This is a genomic window from Amycolatopsis sp. NPDC003865, assembly GCF_053605345.1.
This window is the reverse complement of the sequence record NZ_JBSGJA010000001.1, coordinates 685,899-701,376: the sequence shown is the minus strand read 5'-3', so window position 1 is coordinate 701,376 and position 15,478 is coordinate 685,899. Positions and strand designations below refer to the sequence as shown.

Annotated in this window: 9 protein-coding genes; 6 read left to right on the top strand and 3 right to left on the bottom strand. The window is 62.0% G+C overall.

Annotation, left to right across the window (positions count from 1 at the left end; all coding sequences use genetic code 11):
• The first annotated feature begins 594 nt into the window (after positions 1-594).
• Positions 595-1,200 (top strand): hypothetical protein, encoded by a 606-nt coding sequence (locus tag ACWEVP_RS02975; protein WP_452060947.1) that lies wholly within the window; start codon positions 595-597, stop codon positions 1,198-1,200.
• Positions 1,201-2,279: 1,079 nt separating this feature from the next.
• On the opposite strand, the gene ACWEVP_RS02970 is transcribed toward ACWEVP_RS02975, so the two are convergent.
• Together ACWEVP_RS02970 and ACWEVP_RS02965 are read right to left on the bottom strand one after the other, a co-directional pair.
• Positions 2,280-3,872 (bottom strand): radical SAM protein, encoded by a 1,593-nt coding sequence (locus ACWEVP_RS02970; RefSeq protein ID WP_452060946.1) that lies wholly within the window; start codon positions 3,870-3,872, stop codon positions 2,280-2,282.
• A gap of 14 nt (positions 3,873-3,886) precedes the next feature.
• Positions 3,887-4,150: a hypothetical protein gene (locus tag ACWEVP_RS02965; protein WP_452060945.1), complete on the bottom strand. Its 264-nt coding sequence runs from the start codon at positions 4,148-4,150 to the stop codon at positions 3,887-3,889.
• Between the two features lie 990 nt (positions 4,151-5,140).
• On the opposite strand from ACWEVP_RS02965, the gene ACWEVP_RS02960 reads away from it, so the two are divergent.
• Positions 5,141-6,193: a hypothetical protein gene (locus tag ACWEVP_RS02960; RefSeq protein ID WP_452060944.1), complete on the top strand. Its 1,053-nt coding sequence runs from the start codon at positions 5,141-5,143 to the stop codon at positions 6,191-6,193.
• Between the two features lie 99 nt (positions 6,194-6,292).
• On the opposite strand, the gene ACWEVP_RS02955 is transcribed toward ACWEVP_RS02960, so the two are convergent.
• Positions 6,293-8,014 carry a recombinase family protein gene (locus ACWEVP_RS02955; RefSeq protein WP_452060943.1) on the bottom strand — a complete coding sequence of 574 codons (1,722 nt, stop codon included), beginning with the start codon at positions 8,012-8,014 and terminating at the stop codon, positions 6,293-6,295.
• A 328-nt stretch (positions 8,015-8,342) separates the two neighbouring features.
• On the opposite strand from ACWEVP_RS02955, the gene ACWEVP_RS02950 reads away from it, so the two are divergent.
• From ACWEVP_RS02950 to ACWEVP_RS02935, 4 genes are all read left to right on the top strand, one after another.
• Positions 8,343-9,023, top strand: coding sequence for a vWA domain-containing protein (locus ACWEVP_RS02950; protein WP_452060942.1), 681 nt, complete (start codon positions 8,343-8,345; stop codon positions 9,021-9,023).
• A 64-nt stretch (positions 9,024-9,087) separates the two neighbouring features.
• Positions 9,088-10,434, top strand: coding sequence for a protein kinase domain-containing protein (locus tag ACWEVP_RS02945; protein WP_452060941.1), 1,347 nt, complete (start codon positions 9,088-9,090; stop codon positions 10,432-10,434).
• Positions 10,434-13,850, top strand: a complete 3,417-nt coding sequence (locus tag ACWEVP_RS02940) for a DEAD/DEAH box helicase (protein WP_452060940.1) — start codon at positions 10,434-10,436, stop codon at positions 13,848-13,850. The genes ACWEVP_RS02945 and ACWEVP_RS02940 overlap by 1 nt, the downstream gene beginning before the upstream one ends.
• Complete coding sequence (locus ACWEVP_RS02935; protein WP_452060939.1) at positions 13,831-15,417, top strand: hypothetical protein; 1,587 nt, start codon at positions 13,831-13,833, stop codon at positions 15,415-15,417. The genes ACWEVP_RS02940 and ACWEVP_RS02935 overlap by 20 nt, the downstream gene beginning before the upstream one ends.
• The last annotated feature ends 61 nt before the right edge of the window (positions 15,418-15,478 follow it).

Here is a 15,478-nt window from a genome sequence, read left to right as displayed (position 1 = left end):
GCTGTCACAGCACGCGTGACGGCGTGACGGACCGCGACAGGGATAGTGACGGCTGATCCACCAACACCTAACACGAACCAAGTGCCGCCCACGGCCTCACGACACGGAAGGAGAGCGATGAGTACAACCAAGGGCGGCTGCACCGCCAGGTCTGCGGCCGAGCGTCCGCGGCTAGTGACCGGAGAGCGTGTCTGCAATGACCCCGGCCGACGAAGAGCGAGCTGAACGGAACGCTCGGCTATTGGCCGCATGGCGTGCTGGCACGCCGATGGTCAAGCTGGTCGGCGAATTCGACCCCTCGTTGAGCTGGGCTGGCGCATCGCTGCGCCGGCTCGGCGCCGATGTACCGAAGACCCGGACAGGGCGGCAAGCGGCACTTGGACGAGTCGACCGTCGTTGCCCAGTAGGACAGTGGACTGACGGTGCGCGCGGTCGCCGAGCTGAACGGCGCGTCTCCTACGGCAGAATCTACCGCCCACTCCAGGTGTCCGCGTCCAGCTCCGCCCTCGCGGCGGGAAATCCCCAAGGGAAGCCTGAAGCGGTCACGCTGCGGAGCACGGTTAGTGCAGAACCGACCCGCGTGTCGGTCAAAGCGTGCGCTCCAACAAGGCGCAAGATCTACTCATGCCAAGTTGGATCTCATCTCTCGCGGCCGTGGCGGCGGCGGTATTCAGCCTCGTCGCGGTCATCCTGACTGCCCGACTGTCGCGCACAAGCCAGGTCCAGCAGTGGCGACGTGACTCAGCCTTGCGCACTATGTCGCGGGTGCTCGAAGCTACTTCTGCCTGTTCCCTTGCATACTTTGAGCAAGCGAAAAGTCTCGACGCAGAGGACGGTGAACGTGACGTTCTGGGGATAACAGAGGCATTTACCAATGCTGCTCAAAGACGGCAGGAGCTTCTTGACGCACTTGCGAACCTTGACTTAATTGCAAGTCGGCGCTGCGTCGATGCGGCATACCAGATTTGGTATTGGCTAGATCAGCCGATGGCGGTTTCGCTTCGTGCTGGCGGAGGTGAGGGTAAAGTGCGAATGTTTTGGGGACTCGCGGAAGATGTAGTCGACGCGCGTGAGAAGTTTGTCGCGGCATGTCGAGTCGACCTTGGCATTGACCGCAAGTTGAAGATCCTGGACAGCTCTCGGCGAGACATAACAAAATTAGTTAGCGAGCCGCTAACTAACCCAGGTGACCTTTCCTGAGCGGCGGGCGGAGCGGTGAGCCTAGATGGGGCACTGCTACGGACGATATCCTGAGTGAGATGACATCGACCAAAGTGAGTGTGGTCTACTTGCTGTCGCCCGAGGTGCTTACTGTGACGTACTTGCGCTTGTGCCGTATAGGTAGCTCGCGGATTCTCCTGCACCTACAAAGCTAACTTCGAATCCGTTGAAGGCGCTCGTCTCTAGCGCTATTCCGTCACTGTAAAAAAGGTCAAATGAGGCAGAGTATCGAGATTGTCGTGATTCAAGCCAAGGTGACGTCGGAAATTGATATGCTAGCGTCGGATCCGACCTGTCTCGACTCCACGAAAAGGTCAGATGAACCTGCCCTTCGTTCTCCTCAAAATGGCGAGCGAGGCAAAGGACTCGTCTTATTAAGCTAGACCGGCCGGTTGCGAATCGGAGTAGGCTGTCAGTTGAAACTCTGTTGAGTACGACATAACATTTTGTGAGCCTAATGCCGTCTCGGTCGAAGTTTAATCCAACTATGCTTGGTGTAAATGGACCGCATATATCCAGTGTATTGCTGAACATGCTTAGATATCCAGTGGCAGCTTTGGAGTCGTAAAGGAGTTTATGTATGCCATAGACTCCGCTCGATTGGTCGGCCATCCACGGATTTAGATAAATCTTTCCCGTAGCGTTGCCATTGCTGGTGACGTCCGCTCCCAGCCAAATCCGAAAATTGCCTGAGAATTCGACGTCGGCCTCATATTTTTCGGTAATCATTGCGACGTCGTCAACTGCGGTATTACCCCATAATTCCGCGAACTTAACTGCAATTTCTTGGCTTGATTGGAGTCTGGTAATCCAAGCGAACGGATCAATCACAAATCGTAGTGCTGTCCCACGCACTGGATCGACCTTTAATGAAACTTCAAACCCGCGCAGGTCGCGGGTGAGGCCAGACGGGTAGACTTGCCTGTTGTTGTGCTCGCTTGAGGAGAGCGCCTGGTGGGCGAGTTTGGAAATTGTCCGTATCTGACGCCATTGACATCCTGCGAGCGATGCCAATGATCGAACAGAGTTACGTATATCGACTTGTCCTATCAGCTCGCTCATGATCGACGGAATGTAGGCATGTCCAGAAAGACCAGTCCAGGTTTAGTTGTCGGTTTAGTTGCCTGGAAGGATGGGATCATATCGGGCCAGACTTGTTCACCAAAGGTACCGTTGGTCGCTGCTAACCCACCGGGATTTCTTGGATCTGTTGTATATCTGAATACGGTCGATATGCAGGTTGCAACCATTGCTCGCATGTAATCGCAATTTGGCTTTCCGGTTGTAGTTCCGGATTCATGATAGTCTGCACCTTTGCAGCCAAAGCATAGAGGCTGAATGGCACAGGCTTTACAGAGTGGATGAGCGTGTAACTCAAGTTCGTTAAGACGGCGCAGCCTCTGGTATGCGTGATCGTCGAGTATGGCGCCGTCTTTCCAGACTGTTCCCAACGAATATTCGTCCTCGTCGGTAAACATCCAGCATGGAGAAATGTTGCCGCTTGTGGATAGCGCGAGTTGACTGGTGCCTGCTGGACAAAGACTTAGATTTCCACGCCTTGCGGAAAGTGAGACTAGGATCCTTGCCGTATAATCGTGCAGTAGAACCTGCCCTCTCTCTAAGAGGTTCTTGATCCCCCACTCGGTGACTGAACAGTATTGGTGAATCTTTTCCTCGTTGCTTAAGCCAATATCGCTAGAAGGGTCGATGTGTCTATTGGTCGACATTGGAGGTGCGTGCAGGATGGAGATCCCAAATTCTTCGTGGAACCACTGGCAAAGAGTTGAGAGAGACATTCCTTGCTGCAGGTGTAGCCGTGAAAATGTCGGCTCGAATCCAAACTTGATTTGTTTCTGGGCGGCAACTTCGATACTTCGTCGTACCAGAGCGTAGCTGCCAGCGCCGTTCTTTCGGGATCGGGCGGCATCATGAATCTCCTGAGGACCATCAAGACTTATTGTCAATTCAACGTCGTATTTTTTGCAAAACTGGACGAAGGTATTCGAGAATTTCAGTCCATTGGTTACCAGTCGATAAGTTGGATGGTGGGATAAAGTGCCATCATCAATCGCTCTGGAAAATGTTTCGGCAACAGCCAGCATGGCAGGCAAGTTCATGGTTGGTTCGCCGCCCATGAACTGAATCTCATCGATTCTGTCATACTCCTTAATAAAGCGCGCTGTCATGTTGGACGCGTCTTCGGGGCTCAATAGCCCTTTTGCTGAACCGTATAAGCCTTCATTGGCGTAGCAATACGTACAGGATAGATTGCAGTCGTTAGCGACGTTTATCGCCAACTTTGGGAGCGTTGCTAGAGAGGAGGTTGCTTCACTTTCGTCGTCGACATACGGCTCCAGGAATGTAAAGGACGTCGGAAAGGCGCTAGGCCTGTCCAAGATCCCGCTCAGTACAGAGCATAGATTCTCCCAGTCTGGTGCCTCCACTGACAGTTCACGTGCTGCCTGCAGAAGATATGCGAGTATATGACTGGATTCACCATAGGCTGGCCATACAGACACTGAAGCCTTGTCGATCAGATATGCTTCGTCATCGACTTGAATGAGATGTACTTGAGAGACTCGACGGCGGAAGTGTTCTAAGGTTAATGGTGACGACTGTTGAATCCTTCCTTCAACCTCCTCTGAAAGCATTCTTTCTCCTATCCCTAGCTTTCAATTACTGGATTCTGAATTGGCGCGCGAGCGGCAATACCGCCGCCGGATTGCACCTTACAGCCAGCACCGCAGGCTAACCCCCAAGCTGCGACGACGCTGGGATCTGATGCGCGAATAGCCTCGATTCTCTGATTAATCTCAATCAAATGTCTTTGAACTTCCTCGTTTGGCTCTACTCTTTTGATCAGTTCCTCGCGGTTGTTGAGAACAAGATCTCGGACGGCGTCGTCCAGGGCGGCGGGGTAGGAGCGCACACGGCGTTCCTCTTGTTCCCCCTGAGGCGGAGTCATAATCGGACCTCTTTCCGGAGATGCTACTTTTATGTTTGACATAGAACGGCTCTTCGAGGGTCTGCTCGCCACAGGTCTGCGTCAATCCACCGTACGAGGTATCTCTTCTAGAGTTAGGTGAAAGAATAACCGGCCGAACAGGCCACTTGCTCGAAGTGGTCGGCGAAGCTTCGAAGTTCGAACATGGCAAACGATTTCTGATTCGAAATTCGTGGTCGCACCAAGTTGATCTTGGAAGATCGGCTGGCTAGACGTGAACTTCAAGCGTTCGATGCAGAGTGGGGCCGGCATGGCGGCTGACGGCATGGCCGAAATGCCTCGTTCGGTCGGCAGGTGGGAAAATGACTGTCGGTGGTCATTCGGGTCGTCGACATAGGTGTAGCCGAAAACGTCTGCACGGGTCGCGGCGAGACGTTGCGTCGTCCACGGAGACGAGTGCGACCGGCGATGTACCACGGCCCTGCATACCGCCAACGCACGCACGCGCCCGGCTCGGCGCCGATCCTGCCCGCGCTGAACTGCTGGTCATGTTCGACCGGGCTGGACGGGCTGTCGCCGGCGCGCGCCGCGCAATGCATCCGAGGAGGATGCGCGCGCCGCGCCCGCCGTCGCTGAGTTGACAAAAGTCGCTCAGGTGACCGACTGTGTCACCGCATCTCACGCACAGATGGAAGGATCGCCCGCGCACGCTGCGGAACCGATGTCACGAAATTCGCCACGCAATCTGGCGTTCCGGGGGTAGCGTAGTGCCTGCAGATAAGGAACCGCGACGGCTGCATGTACACCGAGGTTCGGGAGGTGTCGCAAAGACGAACTTGGGTGGGCGACTATCGCGAGATTTGTCTGGAGTTGTGTTGTCAATGAGGTGCGGCGATCGTGTGGTTGACCTCTAGGAAAGGTGATGTGCCTGTGGTTCTACGACCAGGACGAAAAATCTCCGCGGGATTGGAAGTTATGGACCTGTTCTCGCGGTTGGATTTGCGACAACCTGATGCAAGCGGCTCGCTTCAGGACGTCGCTCGCCGCGAGGAGTTCCATTCGCTGATTCGCGACGAGCTCGACGCTTCGCTAAACAACCCAAGTAGACTGCATGGCTGGCGTGTCCAGGGACTTTTCGAGGCGATGGTCGTGTGTTTGGGATATGTCCGATTGATCAAAGAAGAGGATGCTGGTCTGTATTTCTTTGACGATGGGGGCGGGGATTTGAGGCCGCCAGATTTTCGAATCGTGACCTGCGGTGGTGAACACGTCCTGGTTGAGGTAAAGGGTGTAAGTTCGGTGGACTCTGGAAAGCCCTGGCAAATGCGCTTGATGGATTTGCAGCCTCTGCTTGACTACTCAAAGCTGACTGGTGCGCGTCTGCTGCTAGCTCACTACTGGTCTGGCTGGAATCGCTGGACGCTTGTTGACCCCGCAGTGCTGGTCGCCAGAGGGGCAAAGACATTGCGGTTGAACTTCGAGACCGCAATGAAGAAGAATGAACTTGGAATCTTGGGTGATGCGGAGATCGGAACTACGCCGCCTCTTGTGCTCTCCCTGATTGCGAGATCCGGTCATCAAGACCACCGCGACTTTGGAGACCGGAACGAGTATCGTTTTGTTGTCGGGGCCACTGAAGTATCTGCTGCTGGAGCTGTGCTGACTGATCCTGAGGAGAGGCGAGTCGCTTGGTTTCTCATGCTCCATGGTGGCTGGCCGGTCGAAGAGCGGCCGGTGATCAAAGATGGTCGGGTGGTTAGGATCGATTATGTGTTCGAGCCGCCGGAATCAAGTGACGAGGAATTATCGCAAGACATTTTCCAGCAAGGCTTCGCCATGGTTGGCTCATTGAGTTCGATGTACTCTCATGCGTACAATGAAGCTACTCTTACTGAAGCCGGGGAGGTCCGCAAGCTGCGCCACGAGCCCGAACCTGGCTCGCTATCCGCGCTCATACCGGCGAACTACTGGGACCGTGGTACCGATCGGAAGTTGCCGATCTGGAAGTTCACCGTTCAGGCTGGTTAGGTTTTGGCGGAATAGCGCGAAGTCAAGACCGGTGCCCCGCGAGGGCGGTGTGCTCTCTCTCGGCCCAGGGAAAGAGGGGGGTGAGATCAGGGTCAGTGCTTAGTCGAGGAGTAGCCGTGTAGATAGTGAGCAAGATCGTCCTCGGACACACGCATTATTCACCCGCGGAGAGGCCGTCACGTCGACGGCCTCTTTTTCGTGGTCGAACCGCAGGTCAAGCCGCAAGTCGCGGTACAGCTGAGCCAGCCGGCCAGGCTGACCGTCGGCCAGCGCCGCTCCGATGTTGCCGAGCGAGTCGATCATTGCGTAGACCTCGGCCTCGCCGAGCCCGGCAGGCTCGTTGGCCGCCATCAGTTCCGCCTGAGCAGCCGCACGATCGGCTTGCGCCCGGTTGATGCCCTCGACAACGGCCGACGGGTCCACGCCCGCGGAGATGGCGTTCTGGAACCGCTGCAGCCTGGCTTCCGCATCCTCCAGTTGCTTCCGTGCGGGCCCGTCGTCCGCTACCCGCGGTGTCGGCTGAGCCTGAACCAGTTGTTCGACGGTCCGCGCGATGTTCTGCCGGTCGAACAGGCTGCCGATCCACTCGTTCAACGCATCCCGCAGCGGCTCTTCCTTGAGGTAGATCGTCGGTGGGTGCGTGAGCAAGGCTGGTGAGCCGGGCGTGAGCGTCCGGGCCGGGCAGCGGTAGTACATGCCGTGCTTTCGTGGGCTGCCTTCCATCTTCCGTCCGCAGGCAGCGCAGCGAATGAGTCCGCGGAACAGGTATGCGTGCTTGACTGTCCGTCCGGCGCGTTCAGTCTTGCGCGCAGTCCGTAGACCGCCGGCCGCCTTGGCTCGCCGCATCAACTGCGTTTGCGTGAAGTCCTGGACAGACACGATCTCGGGATGTGCAGGCTTACGGGAACGAACCACCCGATCCGGCTTGGCGCGACGGAACCGGACGACGTTTCCGGCTGCCACGTCGTCAGGATCAAGCAGCATCTCTTGCCGCGCCCACCGCCCGAAGAACGCGAACCCGGTGTAGCGCGGGTTCTCCAGAATCGAGCGCACGGTGCTGCCCTGCCAGCCGTCGGCGAGGCGGTGTCGGTTCTGGTCCGGCCGCCGCGCCGACGGGCAGGGAATGCCGTCGCGGTTCAGTCCGTTCGCAATCGCCCGGTCTCCGTTGCCGGCGAGGTATTCGGCGAAGATGCGACGCACGACCTCGGCGGCCGAGTCGTCAGGGGCGAGCAGGCGCAACCGGAACCCCTCTGCTGCCTTTCGCGGGTTCGGGTGCGGTCCGCCGTCCACGACGACATACCCGTACGGCGCCCGGCCGCCCTGGTGTCGTCCCTCATTGACCACCTGAGCGTCCATCGCGGCCCGCACGCGAGCCTGAACATGCTGCCGTTCCGACTCGCTCATGCCGCCGAGCACGCTCATCAGCATCTTGTGCGACGGGTTCCGCGGATCGAACTTCCCGCCCAACTCCGGCACCCACAGGTCCACGCCGTAAGCCGCGAACCGTGGAGCAATGAGCGAGAACTGATTGCCGAACCAACACCGGGTGCCTTCACCGACGACCAGAGCATCCCAGCCGCGACGCGGGTTCTTCAGTTGGGCGAGCAACTGCGACGCCTCGGTACGGCGATCCCACGGCACCGAGCGCGATTGGCCGACATCGAAGAACTCCGCCACGATCCGGCCGCCCAGTGGCTCGACGAACTTCCGCGCGTTCCCAAACTGCCAGCCGCGAGAGGTCTCCGGGTCTTGGTTGTCCTCCGTCGAGCACCGCCCGTAGGCGGCCAATGCGCCGATCCCTTCGTCTACGGGCTCGGCCACCTCCAGGCCAAGGATTTCGTCTAATTTCGACCATTGTCGGTGTGGCGATCCCGCATTGCGTCTACCGGAAAGTACAATTGTCATTGTAAGCCATTGTTGAACAATAGTCACAATTCGTCCTGAATGCTCCGCAGTTCGCGTCTCAAAGGCAGCCCCCGCAGCGTCGGGGTCGAGTGTTGCTCCGGTATGGTCCTGTGTCGTCGCGCGTCCAATCCGCAGCGCCGGCCCGAGGGGGATCACCCGATCGGCCGCTTGTCAATCGGCCTCGGGTGCAGGATTCTGGTCTGTTCTGCACTCTGTCCATCGGATCAATTGGGGGTTTTGCACCGTGACCGCGAGCAGCGAGGGGTTCGTGCCGTTCGATGTGGAGGAGCCGCGTCAACTGCCGGTCATCGTCCTGGCGGATGGCAGCGGGAGCATGGCTCAAGAGAACAAGATAGAGACACTGAACACGGCGATTCGGACCATGCTACGGACGCTCGCCACCTCGGACTCGAGCGATACCGAGGTGACCTTCGGCGCGGTCGTGTTCGGCGGAGCCGGAGCCCGGGTGCATTACCCGGTCGGGCCTGCCGCCAGGGCTGAATGGATCGATCTGTCGGCGGTTGGAGGTACTCCCATGGGGGCTGGGTTCGCTGCCGTGGCCGAGCTGCTCATAGACGAGAAATCAGTCCCCCCGACGGCCCACAAGCCCACCTTGGTTTTGGTGTCCGACGGGGAGCCCACCGACGAAGGCTGGCAAGAGTCGTTGCGTGCGCTGCTCGACGGTCCGGGCGGTAGCGCGTTGCGGCTCGCTGTAGCGGTCGGCGCCGAGGCAGGCGCCGCCGCCTACCGGGTTCTGCGGAGATTCGTTGACAACCCCGACATCCCGGTCGCGCGCGCCGACGAGGTCCACCGGCTCTCCGACTTCTTTCTCGGGGTCACCCGCACCGTCACAACCCGGGTACGCAGCACGCGCCCGGACGACTTCTCCGCGCTGGACATCGATTTGGGCGGCTTGGTCGACTGACATGCCACCTCCCGAGACCTCGGCGAAACCCGAAACCGCAACTCCGCTCCGTCCAGGTGAAACGGTGCGCGACGAGCAAAACCGCGAATACAGAGTCGAAGAGCTCATCGGCACGGGTGGACAAGGCGACGTGTGGCGACTGGAGGGTGGCCGGGGCGCCGTCAAGGTGTTGCGCGTCGTGGACGCGGACACCGGGCGCAAGCTGCGTGAGCAACTCCGGTGGATCGCCCGCACGGACTTCTCCGGCATTCCGCTGGCCCCTCCCATCACCTTACTCGCGGAGCGACCCGGTTACGCAATGGACCTCGCGGACGGCATGGCCGGGCTCGGATCGCTCTTCCGCCCGCCGCGCGGCCAGGACCAGCGGCTCTGGTACCGCGACACCGGCGGGCTGCGTCGCAGGCTGCTCATCCTTGGGCGCCTCGCCGAAGCCCTGCACCGGTTGCACAGCCGGGCGATCGTGTACGGCGACCTTTCCCCGGGAAACATCCTGGTGGCCGAGCGCAGCGACCACATCATGCTGATCGACTTGGACAACCTGTCCACCGAGGTCGACCACCGCCGGGCCGCCGTGTTCACCCCGAACTACGGCGCACCGGAGGTCGTGACGGGAGCGGCGCCCAACGACGAACACAGTGACGTCTTTTCCCTGGCATTGCTGGTATTCCGGGTGCTCACCTGGACCCACCCGTTGCACGGCGAACACGCGTTGGCCGACCCCGCAATGCAGGAGCTTGCCGACCTAGGCGAGTTGCCCTGGGTCCACCACCCGACCGACGACCGCAACCGCGCGAAACCGGGGCGGGGGCTGCCGCTCGACGCGGTGCTCACTCCCGGGGTCCGCAAGCTGTGTGCCAGGACGTTCGAAGAAGGGCTGACCGACCCCGCAGCCCGGCCGTCGGCCGACGAGTGGCGGACGGCGTTGCTGCGGGCCGCCGATTTCACCGTCGAGTGCCCGGGCTGCGGGATCACGTCATTGGCCACGACGGACACCTGCATGTGGTGCCAGACGCCGCGTGCGCAGCTGCTTCTCGCGGGTTTCGCGGCTCATCTGCCGTCCGAGGGGGAACCAGTGGATGTCAAGCACGCCCTGGTCCTCAACCAGGGGCGGTCGCACCGCATCGACGCTCGCCGAGCGTTGCTCGTGCTCGATCACGGCCCTGGCCGGCCTGCGACCGACCCGGATGATCCGGTCGTGGAGCTCCGATGGTCCGGGGGCGCTGAAATCGAAGCACTCCGCTGCGGGTCCCAGCCGGTGTACCTCGTCGATCGGTTAAGCAGCCGGAGTATCGAGCTCCGCGTCGGGCGTACCCATCGGGTCCCCTTGGACGAGAACGGGTGGCCGTGGAACGTCCACTTCGACCGGGTGGACGCACCGCACCGGTTGCTGGTGTTCAACGGGGTCCGTTGATGGCCCGTCTCGACGGCAAGCTCGCCGGTTCACCTTCGCGGATGGTGCTGACCGGGCGGGCCAGGGAACTGGACGACCCGCGCCTCAAGGGGTGCGAAGTCCTGGTGACCGAGGATCTCGGGCTCATCAGGGTCGCGGTGCAGGACACCGACGGGAGTACTCGGGTGGAATGGGAACCCGAGCCCGGCGACCGCGCCTCCGACGACCTGCTGCGCGAACTAGCCGCACCGCCGAGAACCTCGATTTCCGTGGTCGACGACGTCCGCCAGGTCAACGGTGTAGCCCGTGTGTTCGTCTCCGCATACCGCTATCAGGACGTCCACCACTGGGGAGAACTCGACGTCGGTGTCGCTGACAAGGTGCTCAACAGGGTGCGGGCGATGATGGCCAACTACGGGGACAAGGGCGACCCGGTGCGCTGGCTCACCGACCAGCTCACGGTGCCCACCGCGGTCGCCACTGGATTGGGTGCCCGGGTGGTGGCGTCGACCGGGCAGAACCTGGGCGCCGACCTGTCGCGGCCGGCCCCCTGCGGTCTGCGCGGTGCCCACATCGAAGCCTCGCTCAACCTGGTGGAAGTGGAGGGGAAGAGGCAGTGGCAGATCACCGGGGTGCGTTCGTTCAACACGGCGAGCACCGCCGGACTCAAGCTCGTCCACGTGGATTTGCGGTTGGTGGATCGGTCGAGTGCCGCGAAGCTGCGCGACCAGCTCAGTGGAGACCTGTCCAGGCTCGCCGTCAGCGGACCGGGTAGTTCGTTCGTCCGGCGCTGGATGACCTACCAACAGCTGGAATCACACCGATCGCTGCGGGCGATGGTCGCCCTGGGGTACCTGCACTATTCCTCGTGGCAGCGCGTGTCAGGGGATCGGGACCTCATCCGGTTCGCCATCTCCCGAGAGCCGGGCGACAGCCGGGACGACACCCTCCTCCACTACCTGGTCAGCAAGCTCGGCGCCACCGAGGATGTCCAGCTGGAGGCCGCCGCCGGCCTACCGGACGTGCTCGGCGGCGACATGCCACTGACCGAAGATTCCGGGATCCTCGACTTCACGCCGGACCGCCAAAGCCCCATGGGGGAAGTCCGCCGCGTGGATGCCGACCAGCGCGTCGTGGAGCTGCGCATGATCCGTCGTGCGGGGAGTGCCGCAGGAGAGGAAGCAGCCGCGTCCGACCCGCCCTCCTCCGGCTATTTGTTCAAGTCCTACCGAGGCGACTACCGCAGGTTGAAACGCCGTCAGGACGCCATGGAACGGATCGTCCGCGGCGCGACGCCGATGCCGCACCTGCTGGCCGTGCTCGAGGGCGACCCGCGACGCGCGTCCGTTCCCAAGCGGGAACGCCCGATCAGTGCGGCGGTGTTGGACGTCTTCGGGGGATCGCCCAACGAAGCTCAGGAGCACGCCCTCGACGTCGCCATCAACACGCCCGACTTCGCGGTCATCCAAGGACCACCGGGCACGGGCAAGACCGAACTGATCGCCGCGTTGCAGGTGCGTCTCGCACAACTGGGGCGAACCAGCGGTGTCCTCAGCAAGAGCATGCTCTTGACCAGCTTCCAGCACGCCGCGGTGGACAACCTCGTCGAGCGCTCGAAGGTGTGGAAGCTGCCGGCGGTGAAGATCGACTCGCGGGGGCGCGGATCCACCGCCCACCTCGAGACGTGGCGCAGGGAGACGGTGGCAGCGCTGCGCGAACAACTCGCTCGGCTGCCGGAAAACGGCCTGGCCGAGGCGGTTCGGCTGGTCACGAGGGAGGCCGCGGCCTATCGCATCCGGCCACTGGACACCGTGGGCACAGCAAACATGCTCGCCCGTGTCCGCGATGCCACCGCCGACTTCCTCGACAGCAACGTGCTCGGTGAGCTCGACACGATGATCGCGTCCTTGGACCGGGCGCGGCGATCGGAGACCTTCGCGTCGACCTCGGCTCGACCCGGTTTGATCTGCGCGGCCCGGGCGCTCAGGTACCTGCCGGAATCCTTCATCGACGACGGGCCGTTCATCGCCGCTCGGCTGCTGGCCATGTGGCCCGATGACCCCGGCACGCCGCTCGGTGGCGAAGCCGCGGCGATGTTGCGGGAAGCGGCGGAGTGGACCGGCACCGAGGCGCCCGGGTTCTTGTCTGCGCTGGCCGATCTCCGTGGTGAGCTCCTCGATCTGCTGCTCGGCGGAGCCGCCCGGCTCGACAGTCCGGCGCGGCGCGCGGATGTCGAAGCCCTGCTCTATGACATCGGCGCCAACCTCGACGACCGAGCCGGCTCGCCCGGGTTCGCAGTCCAGTCGGCGTTGCTCGAGTACGTAGAGGACTTGGTCGGTGACGAAGACGCCGTGCTGGCCACGTTGCGCAGCTACACGACGTCGCTCGGCACCACGTGCCAGCAGTCCGACTCGCGGGGGATTCGAGACGCCAAGGACGGTGCCGCCCAGTTCGACACCGTGATCGTCGATGAGGCCGGGCGGGCCAACCCGCTCGATCTGATCATCCCACTGACCATGGCCACGCGCCGGATCGTCCTGGTCGGCGACCACAAGCAGCTGCCGCACATGCTCGAGCCCGATGTCGAGCACGAGCTCCGCGTCCAGGATCACGACTGGGCGACCCTGTTGCAGGAGAGCTTGTTCGAGCGGCTGTTCCGGCTGTTCGCCAAAGACGAGGGCACGCCACGGTCCAGCACGCTGACCGCCCAGTACCGAATGCACCCGGTGCTGGGCCGATACGTCAGCGACAACTTCTACGACGGACAAGTGGAGTCGCCTCGCCAGGCCGAGGAATTCGCCCACTCGTTACCGGGGTACGAGGGTGCTTGCGCCGCGTGGCTGAACGTTCCGCACGACAGGGGCAACGAGACGTCCACGCGGAGCAAGACCCGGCCGGTGGAGGCACGGGTGGTGGCGGAGGAGGTGGATAGGCTGCTCGACGCCGATCCGGACATCACCATCGGTGTCATCACGTTCTACCGCGACCAGTTCCGGCTGATCCGTGCCGAACTCGGTGCACGCAACGTGCTGAAAAACGACAACGGCAGCTGGGAGCCGGTCGGAAAGGCGCAGGAGAACAGCAGAGGTGAACGTGTGGACCGCATCGAGGTGGGCACCGTGGACGCGTTCCAAGGCAAGCAGTTCGACGTGGTGTTGCTGTCTCTGACGCGCTCGTCCCCGCCACCACCTCCGCAGGCCCCGGATATGCGTTTGCTCACGGCGCGGCGCTACGGCCACGTCCTGATGCCCAACCGCCTGTGCGTCGCGACCAGCCGCCAGAAACGCCTGCTCGTGGTCGTCGGTGACGCGGACATGGCACGGCCGCAAACCGCGCCGCCCGAGGCAGCGCGGCTCACGGCGTTCTGGGAGCTCTGCGCCGGCCACCCCAACGGGGTGGTCCGTCAGGGGCCGGGAGGTGCTCGTGCCCATCCCTGATCGCGGCGTACTGGTCCAACGCAAGATAGCGCCGCCTGGCGAACACGAAGACGCGGTAGCTGTGCTCTGGCCGGTGCTCGTTTACCGGGTGACCGCCCCCGTGCAGCGCGTGCGCAGGACGGACATCTTCGAAAAGCTGCTCCTGGCCCTGTGCGCGGCAGGCGTGCGCACCCTCGAGGAGTTGTCGGCGGTGAGCGGGCTCGACCAGGACCTGTGCCAGCACATCCTCAATTCGATGCGCACCGCCGGGATGCTCGGACCGGATCGCGCGCCGACTCCCCGCGGGGCGCACGTGCAGCGGACCGACCAGTTCGCTATGATTCCCGAACTGGTGGTCACCCACGTGTTCCAGGACGCGTTCACGGGCGAGCTCTGGCCACGATCGGCCGACAACCTGAGGTACCGATCGTTCCAGGGCGGCAACGACGGCATCGTCAAGGTCCGGCTGGGACGAGCCGGAGATCGGGAATTCATCCGCGCGCTCACCATAGACGCTCCGGCCTCCCGACCGACCCCGCCCCGCCCGGAGGCGGTGGTGGCGGCGTTGGCCCAAGAGCGCGCTGTCAAGCGGGAGCGACAGCGAGAACGAGCGGACGAGGAAGCCTTCACCGGCTTCGTCCCCGATGACGCCAGTGTCTCCGAAGAAGAGCGCTGGTCGCTGCTGCCCGATGTCCACAAGATCGTGGGAATCGGACCGCCCCGGGCCGATCACCTGCTCTGCACCGTCGAACCGGCCACGGTCGATGTCGCGGCCGACCCGTTCGGTCTGGGATCCAGCCCCATGTTGTCGCGATTGCTGCGCTTTCGCACCACTGTGGACTCCGAGGTATCCCGGTGGTACTCGGAGTTGCAGGCCGAAGAGTCCGAGCGGTTGCAAGCTGACTTGCGCCAAGCGAGCGAGCGTTGGTCGGCTCACGTGGAGCGCGGCTTGTACTCGGAACTCGGAGAGGCGTTGCATGACCATCCCAAGACGGTCGACCTCCTGCTGGCAGTGCACACGGCTGCCGGCCAGCAGCACGCGGCGACCTCCAGGGAAGACGTGGCACGCAACACCTTCCGCATGTGCGAGTTCGTGCTCCGCAGGATGTTGGAGACCCTGCCACCGCCCGTGGACTGGTGCGGTCGGCCGGTGGGTGGCGGTTGGGGTTCCGACGCGCAATTGACGCGTACGGCGGTCAACCAAGCGTGGGAGGTCGTGGAAGACCTCAGCAAGTCGCTCGGCTTCACCGCCATACCCAAGAGTCGCTTCAAGGCGCAGTTCAGGGACAACCTCACCGGAAGCTTGGTGAAGATCCTCAACGACCACATGGTCTGGCCGTTGTTGCCGTGGTGCGTCATCGCCGCAGAAGATCCGCGGAGCCCCCACCGCGACCAACACCCGCTGAGGGAACTCGCCCGGAAGCGGCCAAGCCTTCTCAGCGATTTGGCGGACTTCTTGGGCGACTTGCGCAACAAGTCGTCGCACAGCGCCGTGTCCGCTGGTGCGATCGGCAGTGTCGAGTGGTGCGCGGAACTGGCCACTGACCTCGCTCGCGCCTCGATAAAACTACCACCCGAAACCCTGTGAAGGAGATCCCGACTCTATGCCAAGTCGAAACCAGAGCCGGACGAATTCCAGGCAGAAGCAG